General features: G+C 61.8%; 14 protein-coding genes. 6 read left to right on the plus strand and 8 right to left on the minus strand.

Annotated elements, in window-relative coordinates:
- Positions 1-79 precede the first annotated feature (79 nt).
- Entirely contained in the window at positions 80-583 is a 504-nt protein-coding gene (locus MTX36_RS21670; protein WP_243621728.1) for a recombinase family protein, read from the plus strand.
- A 49-nt stretch (positions 584-632) separates the two neighbouring features.
- Here MTX36_RS21670 and MTX36_RS21675 read toward each other — a convergent pair whose 3' ends face one another.
- On the minus strand, positions 633-1,199 hold the full coding sequence (locus MTX36_RS21675; RefSeq protein WP_080712812.1) for a DUF5710 domain-containing protein: 567 nt from the start codon (positions 1,197-1,199) through the stop codon (positions 633-635).
- Positions 1,200-1,434: 235 nt separating this feature from the next.
- Between MTX36_RS21675 and MTX36_RS21680 the strand changes: the two genes are divergently transcribed.
- From MTX36_RS21680 to istB, 4 genes are all read left to right on the plus strand, one after another.
- Positions 1,435-1,896, plus strand: coding sequence for a helix-turn-helix domain-containing protein (locus tag MTX36_RS21680; RefSeq protein WP_155277951.1), 462 nt, complete (start codon positions 1,435-1,437; stop codon positions 1,894-1,896).
- A 1-nt stretch (position 1,897) separates the two neighbouring features.
- Entirely contained in the window at positions 1,898-2,854 is a 957-nt protein-coding gene (locus tag MTX36_RS21685; protein ID WP_155277952.1) for a zeta toxin family protein, read from the plus strand.
- 417 nt (positions 2,855-3,271) lie between these two features.
- The gene (gene istA, locus MTX36_RS21690) at positions 3,272-4,813 is read left to right on the plus strand and encodes an IS21-like element IS1415 family transposase (protein WP_243621729.1); all 1,542 of its coding nucleotides are present in this window, start codon (positions 3,272-3,274) and stop codon (positions 4,811-4,813) included.
- A complete protein-coding gene (gene istB, locus MTX36_RS21695; protein ID WP_003944771.1) occupies positions 4,813-5,604 on the plus strand; it encodes an IS21-like element IS1415 family helper ATPase IstB in 792 nt (263 codons plus the stop codon). Before istA ends, istB begins: the two co-directional genes overlap by 1 nt.
- A 483-nt stretch (positions 5,605-6,087) precedes the next feature.
- Here istB and MTX36_RS21700 read toward each other — a convergent pair whose 3' ends face one another.
- The 3 genes from MTX36_RS21700 to MTX36_RS21710 form a co-directional block, all read right to left on the minus strand.
- Positions 6,088-6,777, minus strand: a complete 690-nt coding sequence (locus MTX36_RS21700; RefSeq protein WP_219469768.1) for a TetR/AcrR family transcriptional regulator — start codon at positions 6,775-6,777, stop codon at positions 6,088-6,090.
- On the minus strand, positions 6,774-7,436 hold the full coding sequence (locus MTX36_RS21705) for a TetR/AcrR family transcriptional regulator (protein WP_219469771.1): 663 nt from the start codon (positions 7,434-7,436) through the stop codon (positions 6,774-6,776). The genes MTX36_RS21700 and MTX36_RS21705 overlap by 4 nt, the downstream gene beginning before the upstream one ends.
- 83 nt (positions 7,437-7,519) lie before the next feature.
- Positions 7,520-8,614 carry a DUF2637 domain-containing protein gene (locus tag MTX36_RS21710; protein WP_219469766.1) on the minus strand — a complete coding sequence of 365 codons (1,095 nt, stop codon included), beginning with the start codon at positions 8,612-8,614 and terminating at the stop codon, positions 7,520-7,522.
- A 373-nt stretch (positions 8,615-8,987) separates the two neighbouring features.
- Between MTX36_RS21710 and MTX36_RS21715 the strand changes: the two genes are divergently transcribed.
- On the plus strand, positions 8,988-10,217 hold the full coding sequence (locus MTX36_RS21715; protein ID WP_064113750.1) for an IS110 family transposase: 1,230 nt from the start codon (positions 8,988-8,990) through the stop codon (positions 10,215-10,217).
- Between the two features lie 105 nt (positions 10,218-10,322).
- On the opposite strand, the gene MTX36_RS21720 is transcribed toward MTX36_RS21715, so the two are convergent.
- The 4 genes from MTX36_RS21720 to MTX36_RS21735 form a co-directional block, all read right to left on the minus strand.
- Positions 10,323-10,610: a hypothetical protein gene (locus MTX36_RS21720; protein WP_099698583.1), complete on the minus strand. Its 288-nt coding sequence runs from the start codon at positions 10,608-10,610 to the stop codon at positions 10,323-10,325.
- A 129-nt stretch (positions 10,611-10,739) separates the two neighbouring features.
- Entirely contained in the window at positions 10,740-11,513 is a 774-nt protein-coding gene (locus MTX36_RS21725; protein ID WP_182262794.1) for a ParA family protein, read from the minus strand.
- 315 nt (positions 11,514-11,828) lie between these two features.
- Positions 11,829-13,712 (minus strand): hypothetical protein, encoded by a 1,884-nt coding sequence (locus tag MTX36_RS21730; RefSeq protein WP_243621730.1) that lies wholly within the window; start codon positions 13,710-13,712, stop codon positions 11,829-11,831.
- A gap of 192 nt (positions 13,713-13,904) precedes the next feature.
- Positions 13,905-14,099, minus strand: a complete 195-nt coding sequence (locus MTX36_RS21735; RefSeq protein ID WP_042925531.1) for a hypothetical protein — start codon at positions 14,097-14,099, stop codon at positions 13,905-13,907.
- Between the last annotated feature and the right edge of the window lie 108 nt (positions 14,100-14,207).

A 14,207-nucleotide genomic window follows, 5' to 3' on the forward strand; every position in this document is an offset into this window, starting at 1 on the left:
TTCCCCGACTCGAGGTTCAGCAGTCAGGGAATGACTCAGTGATGATGCTTCCGCCGAACGCGCAGTCGTCTTCTGAAAAATGCAGTCGTCTTCTGAAACTGACAGCCGGCAGACCCGGCGCCCCGGACTCGACAATGCGATCAACGCTGCCCGGGAAGGTGACGTCTTCTGTGTGACCAAACTCGACCGGCTCTCTCGGTCCGCGAAGGATCTTCACGAGACAGTGGGGCGACTGGCAGACAAGGGTGTTGCGTTGTCGATCGACGGGAAGATCTACGACCCATCGGATCCGATGGGCAAGATGTTCATCGGTGTCCTCGGGTTGATGGCCGAATTCGAGTCCGACCTGATCCGGAGTCGGACCAGGGACGCCGTGGCGGCAGCCGCAGCGGCTGGCAAGATGAAAGGCCGTCAACACAAGCTCACACCGGAAGAGCGGGCATACCTGTTGCAAACGTATGAGACGGGGCAGTTCAAGATCGAAACACTGTGCAGGAATACAGGTTTGAAGCGCTCAGCGTTGTACGCGAATATCGAGTTGGCGCGCACCGAGCGGGAAGCTGGAATGCTTTCGGCACTCTGAACTCGCCTGTCGCAAGGCCAAAAAGACACTCACAAGGGCATTGGCGGCGTCACGCGCGGCGGTCACGGACGTCGCGCCAATCGATGATGGGACCGGTGATCATGTCGAGACGCTGGGTATCAGGGTTCCAGCGGATCGCAGTTTCCGGCGCGAGGGTCTGTTCGAGGATTCGAGTGATGTGGGACTGAAGCCGCCAATCGATGTATTCACGTCTTTGGAGACTATGCCACCACTCGACCGGGTGGGTGACGATCATCGGTTTGCGCAGCCAGCGGGTCTGGATCCTCGCGCTCTGGATCTCGCCGGCACGGCACGTCGAGTCGCACATGTGGCAGAACCAACCATGCGGTGCACGGATCGCCCACGGCAGGAGTTCACCCCTGGTTGCGTCTCGGAGCAAGACCGACAGGTCATTCGACCATGACGGTACGGGCACCGCCGCTGCGGTAGGTGCGGGTGACGGCATCCACTGGTCGAGCGTGCGCATTCCCGAACGTGGCGCATACCAACGGCGCGCCTGCGGGTCCCACCGGGCACCGAAAGCCTTGGCCGAATCCTTCTCCCGGTAGGGAACGTCAAGCCATAGCCGTTGCATCGTCGCCGCTCCCACTTCCACTTGACGTCCTCCCCACGCTTACTCACAGCAGAGGTTCCCGGGTAGCTCATGCTACCGACGAGCACTGCCGCTCAACTACGCTCACGGAGAGCTAGTCGGGGCGGTCGGCGGTTTTCGTGGCCAAGAACGACCTTGGCCTCAACAGGTCAACGCACTCTACTTATGTTTCTCATCACCGCCGATTTGCCGCCTTTGAGCTGCAGGTATAAGGTTACTTATATATGAGGAGGTAGTCATGTCCGATGTCTTAGAACACCAGCTAGAGACGACCATGACAACATCTAAGGCACGTGGCGTTGTCGATCGCATCGTGTTCTTACGCAGCGTGCGCCAGCTCCACGAACAGAAAAAGTGGACTCAAACACGATTGGCGGAGGCCAACGGGGTCAGCCAGCCAGCGATTTCGCAGTGGTTGAAGATGTCGCGCATTGATGCGCCAGACGTACGCCCAGACATGGCTGGCGGAACTCCGTACGAGATCGCGGCTCGCTATGCCGCTAAGTTGCTCGATCGAGAGACGATGCTCAGGCAGCTGTCAGCGTGGATCTACGAGACGGCCGAGGGCGCATCGCCCAGCCAGGGCGACGTACCGCCGCTGAGCTTGGCGGGATTCAATCTGCAGGTCGGTCGGGCATTGGACGATCGATTCATCAATGAGACCGATTACGACCGCATCCTTGAGGCAGTAGCAGACTGACTTGAGACACGAAGAAGCAGAGGACCGCCGGGCGCGGCTGGAGAGCTTGTCGACGCCGGGTGGTCCGCTCAACATAGATGCCCCGAACGCGACCGTCATGGTCAAAGCTCACTTTCGCAAAGTGGATCGCGAATGGGTGCCTACTGCATCTCGCCGGAGGATGCACACTTTGCTACTCGACCAGTGGCGATCTACCGCTCGTACCCCGCGGCGGAAGCGCAAAGCAACGCTCTTCGCCGGCCCGCCCGCAGCAGGTAAAAGCACTCTGATGGGCGCACCGGCTACCGATCTTGCAGAGTACCGCCAGATCGACGCAGACGACTTCAAGACGCTGCTGCTTCGGTCCGCAGTACTCGATGGCTCGATCTCAACCCTGCTCCCAGAGGCCCTGCGGGGCAACCAGAAAGAACAGTTTCATCCCCTCGAACTCTCCGCCTTGGTGCATCACGAGTCGACGATTCTGCAAGCACGTGCGTTGATCGCCGCGATGCGGGCTGGTGAGAATGTAGCCATCGACGGAACGTTGGGGTACATGCCATGGGCGACGGAATTAGTCGGCCAGCTGGGTGACTTCGGCTACGAGATCCACGTGATCGACGTCGAGGCAACGCAAGAGATAGCACTCGCGCGCGTCATCGATCGCTGGCGAGCAGGCTACGCGAGGGCTACGGCCTTCCCATCTGATCCGGTTGCCGCGATGGGCGGCCGGTGGTTGCCTGCCTCGGCAGTAACCCGGCTCTTCACCGCGGCTCCCGAGGTGGCAGGTACGCCGCTCGTAGCCGGCTGCTCGACGAGCGAGACGAACGCGCATCAGCTTGCCGCCGCATTTCCTGAGGTTGTGAAGTACGACCTGTACAGAACCACTGCCCTGATGGAACCGCCGAAGCACGAACAGTCCTGGAAGAGAACGGGCAGCGGAGACTGGGCGACCTTGTCGATCCAGCCCTCGAACACTTGAGTGTCCGTAAGGCGAATCGGTTACGCGTAGCCGGAACATGTCTGACCGGCCGGATCGGGTGCGGGCAATAGAGTATCTAGTCGGGGTCGAGCGTGCGCCCTCGCCGCGCGAGATTTCAACGTGCCACTGGAACGAGAGGTCAACGCTCGACATCTCGTCGTGTTCTGCGTGCCAGACACTGGTCGCTTATCCGCGGCGATCCTTGTTGGCCGGGTTACTGTAGTCCCACCAGCCACCACGATTGGCTCGTCCCAGGCCATCATTACGGTTGGGCCAGCCGTTGTTGTCGACGGCCATCGTAAGCTCCCCACTGGCGGCCATTTATGGCGCATTTTGTGGCCATGGTTTCTCCCCGCGTACGGCCAGATAGTTCCCCACCTGCTGTGAGTCAGATTCGGTCCCGGCAACGCTGGGTGGATGAAATCGAGCAGGGAGATCATGGAAATTTTGGAGGCGTACGACCTCACGGGTAGTTATCGGGCGGCGGCGGAGCTGGCTGGGTGTGATCACCACACGGTGGCCCGGTATGTGCAGATGCGCGCTGCGGGGCAGCCGCCGGACCGCCGGCGGCATCGAGCGCGGGCGATCGACGACTTTCTGCCGAAGATCGAGGAGTTGGTGGTCCGCTCGCAGGGCAAGGTCCGCGCGGATGTCATCCACGAACGGATCGTCGCGCTGGGGTTCACCGGCGGTGAGCGGACCACGCGCCGGACGGTCGCGGAGGCGAAGGCCCAGTTTCGGGCTGGTCGGCGGCGAGTGTATCGGCCGTGGGTAACCGAACCTGGGCTGTGGTTACAGTACGACTTCGGTGACGGGCCAACGATTTCCGGCCGGAAGACGACGTTGTTCTGCGCATGGTTGGCGTGGTCGCGATTTCGGGTGGTGATCCCGATCTGGGACAAGACATTGCCGACGGTGGCGGCGTGTTTGGATGCGACATTCCGCCGCTTGGGCGGGGTTCCGGTCTATGTCCTCACCGACAACGAGAAGACCGCGACGATCGATCACGTGGCCGGGATCGCGGTCCGCAATCCGGAGATCGTGGAGGTGGCACAGCATTACGGCACGACGCTGCGGACGTGTTTACCTGCTGATCCGGAGTCGAAGGGAGGAAGTGAGGCGACGGTGCGGATCGCCAAAGCCGACCTGTTGCCGAAGGAGGTGAACCTGCGCGAGCAGTATCACTCTTTCGGTGAGCTCGAGTCGGCTTGCCGGCAGTTCTGCACCGACGTCAACACCCGCGTCCACAGCTCTACTCGGCGGCGGCCGGTCGAGCGGCTGGCCGAAGAGTTGCAGCGGCTGCATCCGCTGCCGAAATCTCCGTTCACCGCGGTGTTCGGCACCACCCGGCGGGTGAACTGGGAGTCGACGATCTCGGTGGAAGGGGTGCGGTATTCGGTGCCGCACACGTTGATCGACACTCGGGTCTGGGCCCGCTTCCATGGTGAGGAGCTGATCGTGACCGCCGTCGACAATGATGGCGGTGCAGTCGAAGTCGCGCGGCACCGCCGCGGCCAACCCGGTTCACCGGTCCTCGACAACGACCACTACCCACCCCGCCCAGACCGCGACGCCGCCGACCGGGTGCCCAAGCCTCGTACCGCCGCCGAGCTCGCCTTCCTACAGTTGGGCCAGGGTGCCAACAGCTGGCTGGTCGAGGCTGCCGCCGCGGGAGCGCGCCGCATCAGGGCGAAGATGGCCGAGGCCGTGGACCTTTCGAAGCTGCACTCCCCGGACGCAGTCGACAGAGCGTTGGGGACGGCAGCGATGACCGGCCGGTTCGCCGATCGGGACCTGATCTCGATCCTCGACTACCAAGTCACCCACGAACACGCTGATCCGGTCCGTCGCAGCGAGAACCACACTCTGCAACCGGGCACCGCCGCCTGGTCCACCTTCGGCCAGACACCAGCGCCGGCCAGCCCAGCCACTACTGACGATGAAAGCGATGACGCCTGATGAGCACCCCTTTGCGCACTGTTACCAGCGCTAACGGCGACCCGTTGGCCGAGGCGATCGACCTGACTAAACGCCTGAAACTGCCCCATATCCGCAGGTCCTTGAGCGATATCATCCCGACCGCGAAAGCCCAACGCTGGGACCCCGCCGAAGTCGTGCGGGTTCTCCTCGCTGAGGAAGCCGCCGGCCGGGACCGGGCGAACCTGCACACTCGCCGCAAACGCGCGGGTTTCCCTACCGGCAAGACCTTCGGCGACTGGGACGAAACGAAATCGTCGATTCCCCGCGCCACCCAGGACGCGCTCCGCACCCTGGAGTGGGTCGGGCGGCGTGAATGTTTCTGCGTCTGCGGGCCTTCGGGAACTGGCAAGTCTCACTTCACCGAGGCACTCGGGCAGGCCGCAGTCGAAGCTGGGCTGGCGGTGTCTTGGTTCACCATCGAAGACCTCGGTGCCCTGGTCCGCCGGCACCGTGCCGACGACTCCATCGCCCGAGCCCTGACGAGGATCATCCGCTCCGACCTGATCATCGTCGACGACATCGGTCTGCTCCCGGTCTCTGAAGACGCCGCCGAAGGATTCTATCGCCTCGTCGACGCTGCCTACGAACGCCGAGCGATTGCCGTCTCGAGCAACCTGCACCCCTCCGGCTTCGACGAGATCATGCCCAAAACATTGGCCACCGCCACCGTTGACCGGCTCCTGCACCATGCGCACGTCGTCGTCACCGACGGCGACTCCTTCCGCCTCACCGAAGCCACCACCGGCAAGGGGGTGAAGCCCTTCAGCTAACCCAAATCAGAAAGCGGGTGGGGAAAAACAACTGGCCGCCACCGGGGAGAACCCGTGGCCACCAGCGGGGAGAACTACTGGCCGTCAACGGGGAGAACTTCGTGGCCATTGACACCGGTACGGGAAGATTCCGAATGAGCTGAGACTCAATGCTTTACGACGTAGTCCCATTGTCTTCTCCTGAAGCTCTGGGTGTTCCGATAGCTCGACCCCTTGTCTGGTGCAGGTGCTGCCGGTCTCGATGTAAGAACTATCGTTGACAGGGTCGCTTCCATTACCGAGAGCGCTGGACTACGTAAGAAACTGGGTGCAATTCAGTCTATTAATGATTCGACACTCGAGAGCTCTTTGACCTGATCAGGTGCCGTGTCGCCTGCGTCGGCACGAGCCGTATTGAAGAACTCAACCAGACGGCTCTCCTGTCACACGGAACTCCTTAAGGGCGGTCCCATTCAGGATGGCGCCCTTCGCGTTGTCTCCGAGCTATAGATCGCAATCAAGATGGGTTGCAGCCCTTATATGGGCTGTGGCGGTGTCTTCGATGCGGGTTGCGAGGTCGATATCTTCGCGTAGGGAGGCGGATGCGTGGGCAGCTCCGAGGGTGCCAGCGCACAGGGTCCATGCGAGGCGGTGCGTGGTGGGGGTGTCGTTAAATTCGCCGTCGGTGATGGCTGTTTCGATGATGTCGCTGATGGCGTCGACCCAGTGTGCGAATGCTGCGCCGTTGTTGATGGTGGGTTCGCAGGTGAGTTTCATGCCGGCTCGCAGGTTGGTGTTCTCGGTGACCTGACGTGCGAGGGAGATGAAGATCGCTGCGAGCTTCTCCCCTGCCGTGCTGCTCGAACCGGGCAACGATGCTTCGCTGATGGTTTCGGCGAGGGTGTGGTTCCAGTCCGAGATGAGGTGTTCGGCGATCGCTTCTTTGGATGGGAAGTGGTAGTACATCGCGCCTTTGGCGAATTTTCCGGTGTGGGTGATGGTGTTCATGCTGGTGTGGCCGTATCCGTCGGTGTCGAAATGACGGGCGGCGACGGTGATGATCGCTTCGCGTGTTCGCACTGCGCGGTCCTGCATTGCCGAGTTCTTGCTGCCGGGGATGCGCCCGATCCGAGGTCGGGTTGGCGTGGCGGCAGTGCTTTCCGGAGTGGCTGCCGGTTCGTTGGGGCTGTTCACAGGGATGCTCCTTCGACCATGCGTACGGCGGCCGGGGCGGTTCCGCGCCACATCAGCAGCAGATCGTCGACTCGTTTGGTGATGGTGTCGTTTTCGTCGAGGCTAGCGGCAACCTGTACAGCGCCGACGAATCCGGCGCAGAGAGTGTCTGTGAGCCTGGACATGCTTTCGGCGCAGTCGAGGGTTCCGGAACGTATTGCGTCGACGACGATCGGGGTAATCGCGTCGGTCCACGCTTCGTAGGTGGCGCACGCATCACTGAGCGATTTGTCGACGGACAGGATGAGTCCAGCTCGGGTGATCGCTTCGGTTTGGGTACGGCGGGCGAGTTCGCGGTAGATCATGATCACTTGCCGATCGGCGGGTTGACCTGTCGCTGCGGCCTTCCCCACTGTCTCCGAGACGACGTTCTCCCAGCGATGCAGCATTTCTTGGGCGATGGATTCTTTCTTCGAGAAGTGGAAATACATCGCGCCTTTGGTGGTCTCGGAGATCGCCAGGATGTCGTTGATGCTGGTGCCCGCGTACCCGGTTTGGCCGAACAGGGTGGCGGACACCTCGAGGATCGCTTCTCGGGTGATTTTCGCTCGTGGCTGCATAGGTGCTCGGCCGGTTTTACCGTGGTCGATGCCTTCGGATCGGTCGGTATGATTGTTCATGGTCACAGGTGCTTTCTGTGGTCATCGGCCCTGACGGTGTTCGTAGCACTGTCGGGGCCACCCCTTTTATTGGTGTGTGTGGGTCAAACGGTGGTGAGTTCGCTGCGCATCGGGTTCTCGGCGGCTCGCAGGTCGGGCAATGGTGGACTGTCGAAGCCTGCTCCTCGGGCTGCGGTATCGAATTTCTCGTACCGTCGCCATGCGGTCGATGTCGCGACAGGCGGCTTCGATTCCAGAGCGATGGTCTCCCACGTGAGGTTCGGGTTTGTCAGCTTGCGGACCGCTGTGTCTTTGACGTTCTTCGCGAGATTCGACCGGGCGATGAAGGCCATGAGGTCGTCTATGTCGGCATCCGTGTCGCCCTGCGCTTCTTCGGCGTTGCGGCGGTCTGGGAACTCCGTAGCGGAGTCTTGGGGGTCGAGGATCTCGTCGAGGTCGTTCATCGTTTCGTCCACGGAAAACGGCTCCGCAAAGTCCGCAATAACGTCGTGCGGGTCGGTCTGCGCCTCCGCTGTTGCGGTGGCCTCGTTGCGTTCCGCTTCTAGTTGTTCCGCGATATTTCGGGCAACCCGATCGCGGAGGCGAGGGTTTCGGATCGGCCCCCAGGCTGCGGTCAGATCAGATGCAGCAGTCTTTGCATCCTCACTGTCGGTGGCACTTTCGACGATCGCACGGTAGGCGGCGTAGGCCATTCCGACTGCCTTCACCAAGATCGTGATTCCGTGTGTGAACGCCAAGACCAGGGCCGGCGGAATGATCGCTATGGCCGCTGCAATGGCCGGCGCCAGTGGAATGAACCCGAGGTCTCCCCCACCGTCGATCGACTCCTGTGCGGCGATTGCTGCGTGATAGGCGTGGTAAGCGTTTCCGAGAATGCTGATCACGACGACGCTGACTGCAAGCGCTATGTAGAAGCCTCGGTCGCGCTTGTTCATGTTGAGCTTGCTGATGATGACGATGGCGATGGTGGCGCCGAGGATTGCACTGTCGACGATCGCCGGGAAAATCCAGGTCAGGTGTTCGGGGATCAGCGCTTGCCGTGCAAGGTCTCGTTGCACGGCGAAGGAAAGTACGAATGCGCCGGTGGTGATACCGAGCGCAATGACGATCGCGAGTGCGAGTGCAGCAAGCAATGCGCCTAGCTGAACACGGGCAGCTCTGAGGCTAAAGTCGTTCATGATCGGGTTTTTCCTAATTGGTGTGTAGAAGCACGGACCGACGGAGCGGTAACGCTCACGCTGCTCTGGTGTTTCTGCGGGTGCACTGCCCGGCGGACTCCAGGGTTTTCCCGGCGCATGCGACGCCTTCTGGAAGAGAGGCAGCGCCGGGCGGTGCACCTTCTGGCGTGGTGAGATGTCGTGGTACGAGCCCGCCGCAGGGGTGATCTCTTCTTCTGTGTTCCCGAGCCGTGAGCTCTTCGGCAGATCGAGTGCCCTGCGGTGCGCTGGTGTCACGAACGGCTGGTGAGATGACGGACCGTCGAGTCCTGCAATTAGGTCGCCGCGTGCACCACACGGGTTCGCAACCTGCACATCGAGATTGGGAGGCGCGGTGGGACTGTACTGCGGAATCGATTGGGCCGAAAACCATCACGACTTCGCGATCCTCGACGACCTGGGTGACGTCGTGCGCCGCGGACGCGTCAGCAACGACGCCGTCGGGTTCGCCCGACTGCTCGAGGCGTTCGCCGAAGCCGGCGACACCGCCCAGGATCTGATCCCGGTCGGGATCGAAACCGATCACGGCCTGTGGATCGCCGCGCTCCGTGCGAGTGGCCGGGTCATCTACCCGATCAATCCGCTGGCCGCCTCGCGGTACCGGTCCCGGCATTCGGTGTCCGGATCGAAATCCGATTCCGCCGACGCGGTCATGCTGGCGAACATCGTGCGCACCGACGCCGGCGCACACCGTCCGTTGCCGGCCGACACCGACACTGCGCTGGCCATTCGGGTTCTTGCCCGCGCCCAACAGGACGCCGTCTGGTCTCGGCAACGCTTCCAAAACGAGATCCGCTCGCTCCTCAAGGAGTACTACCCAGCAGCTCTGGTCGCGTTTCAGTCTCTCGAAGACGGATTGACCCGCCCCGATGCCCGCAGCGTGCTCGCTGCCGCTCCGACTCCGACCGCAGCTGCCGCGTTGACCCGGCCCCAACTTCGGGCGGCGCTCAAGAGGGCCGGACGTTCCCGATACATCGACCGCGACGTCGAACGGTTGCGGGGCATCATGCGCGCCCCGGAGCTTCGCCAGCCACCGCAAATCGAAGCGGCGATGGGAATCAGCCTGATGACGTTGCTGCAGCAATTCGATGCCGCCTGCGCAGCTGCCGAGACCCTCGCCGAACACGTCAGCGTGCTCTTCGCCGAGCACCCGGATGCGAAGATCATCACCAGCTTCCCCGGGCTCGGCACACTCGCCGGAGCCCGAGTACTCGCCGAGATCGGTGACGACCGCACCCGATTCGTCACCGCCCGCGGCCTCAAGGCGTACGCCGGCGCCGCCCCGATCACCCGCGCCAGCGGGAAGAAAACCTTCGTCCTGCACCGGCACGTCAAGAACCGGAGACTGGCTGCAGCGGGAACAATCTGGGCATTCAGCGCCCTCCAAGCATCCCCCGGAGCCAGACGGCATTTCGACGCTCGCCGCGCTGGCGGAGATTGGAACCATCAAGCTCAACGACATCTGTTCAACCGATTCCTCGGCCAACTCCACCACTGCCTCACCACCCGCGAACTCTTCGACGAACTGCACGCATTCCCACCTCCCCTACCGATCGCGGCTTGACTCCTACACCCCGTGAGATGTCTTTCAGCGGGGTTCCCGGTCTGGAGCCTCGTCGGGTGCATCCGGCGGGGCTCCCTTTGCGTTTCAGATCAATCTGCGCGCTCGTTATCGGGTGCTGCGTCCGTGCTTTTTGTAGTGTTCGGGGTAGGTCGACTGAATTGCCTGCTCGATGATCGAACGGATGCTGTGCCCAGTTTCGTCTTCGACGGCGTCGATAGTTTCCCGGAAGCTCAAGCCGAGCCTGGTCGAGAACTGGATGACGGGTTCGGCCTTTTCCTTCTTCGGGCGCCCTACCGGCCGGCGTGCGGCTGGAACCTCTGCCGAATCGACAGCCTCGTCGACGGCCGGACGCGGCCCTCTCCGTGGGGCACTGAGGTCAGGTTCTGTGCTCATTAGTTCATTCCTTCGTTCGGTAACTCATGAGTTCATGCATTGCTGCATTCGTTACGTAACTCACGCATGAGTTAGTGCATTCACTCATTATTGCACGCGTGCATGAATTAATTAAGTCAACTCGTGCACTCATGCGTTAATGAATGCGGAAAATATCTGCTGGTAAGCGGCCAAAACCGGCTCACCCTTGTCGAATTTTCCGTACCACTCGCCGGTCATTCGCGACTGGTCGACGATGGTGCGATTCGGAATGATTGGTGTGAGAACGAGGCCCGTTTCCCTCAGTCGCTCCAGCGCTTTCACTGACACTTTCGTCATCACCGTCTCCTTGACGGCGCCGACGACAATGCCTGCCTCGGTGAGACGGCAGGGGGCACCAATCGCTTCGCGGCTTTTGCGGAACTTTGCGACGGACTCTTGCGCGCCTTCGACACCGTCGATGCCGTCTTGATTCGCGGTTGCGGCGTAGATGACCTTGTCGCTGGCGGCGAGCGCATTTTGCGTGAGCGTTCCGCCTTGGCGGTTAGGGCAGTCGATGATGCGGATTTCCGCTGTGTGCCCTTCCAATGCCGTTGCGAGCCTCAGTTCGGCGTGATCTTCATAGTCCCTCTCACGGTTCGACAGTGACCTCGAGGACGGAATGATGCGCAGATTGTCGTCCCACCCGCTGTCGATGGCGAGATCTTCGGCCCACCCTTCCGGGTTTTCGTCGGCCAGGATCGCGCCCACGTGCTGCCACGATTCCTCGGGATAGCTGCCGATCCATTTAGTGGCCGCACCTCGGGGATCTAGGTCGATGAGAGTGGTCTTGACCCCGGAGAGGGCAGCCACCATCGCAAGGGAGACCGCGGTTGTCGTCTTGGTGACGCCGCCGGCCTCGCTGTACACCATGATTGTCGTCATGCATGAATGCTAGCACTAATGCGTTAACTCTGTCTGTAGTTAATGAGTGCATGCATGCATTAATTAATGAATCGTCGTCAACTTGGTTCGATTACGGCAACACCGCTGGTGAGAGAGTTTTGCGGCACGCCGCACTTCTGTTCCCACAAGACTGTAATTCCAGGCAGAGACGCAAAAAGCGCAAAATGTCGAGGTTCCCTAGCTTTGTCTTCCCGCACTACATTTAGCCTTGCACGCGACAGGGACGACGTTCCTCGCCGCCGCCGCCAGGGGACATTGAGCACCGCCCACTCAGCATCGCGTAGACCCAGGAAATCAAGCTGCAAGCACACTCTTCGGCGACTGGTAATCGGTGACGATGCGTCGAGCTGCGGCGTAGTCGGCGCGGCCGCCGATGGTGGGGAAGCGGCCGTAGCGCCCTCGCGGTGTTGTTTCGATTGGCAGGGCGACGGATCCGGATGCGTACCTTCGGGGACCGCTACGTTTCTTTCCACGGCTACGCCGCCACTCCAGCTCGTCGGTCCACCAGGCGAATAGCTCGCGCTCCGTCACGTGACGTAAGGCTCGGGTTGCAAGCACCCCTGAGACGCCTATTTGCTGAGCCGCTGTGTGGAGTTGAAGCCGACGAGTCTGGGCTGTGGACCGCGATGTCGGGAGTAGGTGGAGCCGCGCAAACGCCTTCTTTGCCGCTTCCACTGTCCTGTGTGAGTACCCGGTAGCTGCCGCAAGACCAGGTGTGTCGTCAATCCCAGAGATCAGGTGCAGGTGGATTCGAGCGTAGGCAGGGCCTAATCCGGGGGCAGGTGTCCAGAGGTCGTGGGCGTGGTGAGCGAGGAGCGTGTCCGACGGGGGCGGGCCGGGGGCGTGTTCCACTTGTGTTGCACCTGTGCAGTACTCAGCGGGGGGTGGATTGAGCTTCCATGTTGCACCGGCGGTTCCAGAACCTGCCTGGACCTGACTGACCCACGCTGCCGCTTCGAGTGCCCTCATCCTTCTGGAAATGGTCGATGCGTCCAAGCCTGTGGCATGGGCTAGTCGCCGGCAGTCAATGTCCAGGGTCGTGGTCCGGGCTGTGCGCGCGAGCTGAACCAATGCATGGAGAATCCGTTCGTCGCTCGGGCCACCTGGACGCGCGAACGCCGCCGAGTGCCGGTGCAGGGTGTCCACGATCGTGTCCAGCTGAGCATCGAGCTCGTCCCACGCGGCCGAATCGACGTTGACCACTGAAGGAGCGAACACCGCGGCCGCTTCGATTGCACGAGACCAATGTTTGGCAAGTGTGAAGCTGTGACCGGCGTTCTTGTCTTCATGGAGGCGGATCAGCCCTGGTGCGGTCAGGGCTGCCTCGACGTCTTTAAGGGTGCGGCCGGCGCGAGCCATCCCGAGGAGAATGCTGAAGGCAACGGTGCTGCGGTCGCGGTCGTTGCTGAGCGGGGTTGCCATGAGAAGCCTCGTCCGCGCTGACAGCGAGCGCCTTGGACGGTCCAGACGAGGCCCATCGGCGGACTCGATGATCCGGATCGGTGTCGACCGGTTAGCGGCGCCGGATAGAGCAGTGGAGTGGGGGTGCCTGGCTAGGAGCCAACCGATGACATCGGAGGGGGTTCCGGGGCGCATGGCTGCCAGCGCCTCGGAGAGCGCGTGACCACGTAGGGAGGGGAGTGCATACCCTCCTGCTCTGTGTGGAGCACCTGGTCCTCGGACCGCACCTGTGACCGGATTGCACAGCGGGCTGATGTCGAGACTGGGATAGTGCGCGCTCAGCGCGTGGGCAAGCGTCTTCACGTCGCCCGGTTGGGTCGCCTCGCTGAGGGAAACCCAGAGATGTTGTCCGCCAGTCGGTCCCGACGTCGTGCGGAGGTGTCGTACTCCGAGTTCGGTCAGTTCGTGTGCCAGGCGGTCGGCGTCTGCAAGTGCCACGCCCGGACCGTGCGTGGCGGTATCGAAATCGAATGCCAGAAGCTTGTATTGATTGTTCGAATCGGCCAGGTGAAGCGCCCATGGAACATTCGGCGGCGCCGTCGGTGCGACGACTGTTGCGCTGTAGTCGTGGGTGCTGGTCGGGTCGATACGAAGGCGAGTCCGCGGTGACATCCACATCGCAGCCGCGTACAGGTTCGTCAGGAGCGCGTCGTCATGATCGACGACACGCAGATTGATCGTAGAAATTTGATCAGGGCATGAGTTACCCTGAGACATGTCCTCCAAGACAAGTCCCTCCGGGGATTAGCAGCACCGCTGAGAAACGAGCTGGTAACTCGAATCTCACTAACTTCGATCAACCCTCGGCCTAGCTCGCCGGGGGTTTTTCAATTCTCAGCTAATAAGCGGCACCACAGAGGTTGTGGCAGTCAGTGAGTCAGACTTGGTGAGGTCTGATCACGGGCGCTTTTATGCAGAGATCGGCAGCACCCCCTGGCGAAGCTCTTCGGCGAGTTCGGGACGTCCAGCGTCCAAGCAAATGAGATCGGATATGTAGACGCTCACTGAGGAACAACCGCGTGCGGCAGCGAGCGCCTCGACGTCAACGCGAGCCGGGACGCGTGCTTTGTACTCACCGCGCTCGCCCTTGCTTCTGCGACCCATCGCAATCTTCCTTCCGCCAGACACTTCGTTTTCTGGGACAGTTACGATGGTGCAGCACTCACGCCCCGCTGGGGGTTCGACACGCCGTAGACGTATCAACAAAATCTA

It is taken from the genome of Rhodococcus sp. ARC_M6 (assembly GCF_022810305.1).
Taxonomy (GTDB): domain Bacteria; phylum Actinomycetota; class Actinomycetes; order Mycobacteriales; family Mycobacteriaceae; genus Rhodococcus_F.

Bases quoted from the DNA above. Each gene is read 5' to 3' on its own strand.
- istB (WP_003944771.1), top strand. From the start codon at position 4,813: ATGAGCACCCCTTTGCGCACTGTTACCAGCGCTAACGGCGACCCGTTG.
- MTX36_RS21725 (WP_182262794.1), bottom strand. From the start codon at position 11,513: ATGACGACAATCATGGTGTACAGCGAGGCCGGCGGCGTCACCAAGACG.
- MTX36_RS21735 (WP_042925531.1), bottom strand. From the start codon at position 14,099: ATGGGTCGCAGAAGCAAGGGCGAGCGCGGTGAGTACAAAGCACGCGTC.
- istA (WP_243621729.1), top strand. From the start codon at position 3,272: ATGAAATCGAGCAGGGAGATCATGGAAATTTTGGAGGCGTACGACCTC.
- MTX36_RS21680 (WP_155277951.1), top strand. From the start codon at position 1,435: ATGTCCGATGTCTTAGAACACCAGCTAGAGACGACCATGACAACATCT.
- MTX36_RS21670 (WP_243621728.1), top strand. From the start codon at position 80: ATGCAGTCGTCTTCTGAAACTGACAGCCGGCAGACCCGGCGCCCCGGA.
- MTX36_RS21730 (WP_243621730.1), bottom strand. From the start codon at position 13,712: ATGTCTCAGGGTAACTCATGCCCTGATCAAATTTCTACGATCAATCTG.
- MTX36_RS21710 (WP_219469766.1), bottom strand. From the start codon at position 8,614: ATGAACGACTTTAGCCTCAGAGCTGCCCGTGTTCAGCTAGGCGCATTG.
- MTX36_RS21705 (WP_219469771.1), bottom strand. From the start codon at position 7,436: ATGAACAATCATACCGACCGATCCGAAGGCATCGACCACGGTAAAACC.
- MTX36_RS21720 (WP_099698583.1), bottom strand. From the start codon at position 10,610: ATGAGCACAGAACCTGACCTCAGTGCCCCACGGAGAGGGCCGCGTCCG.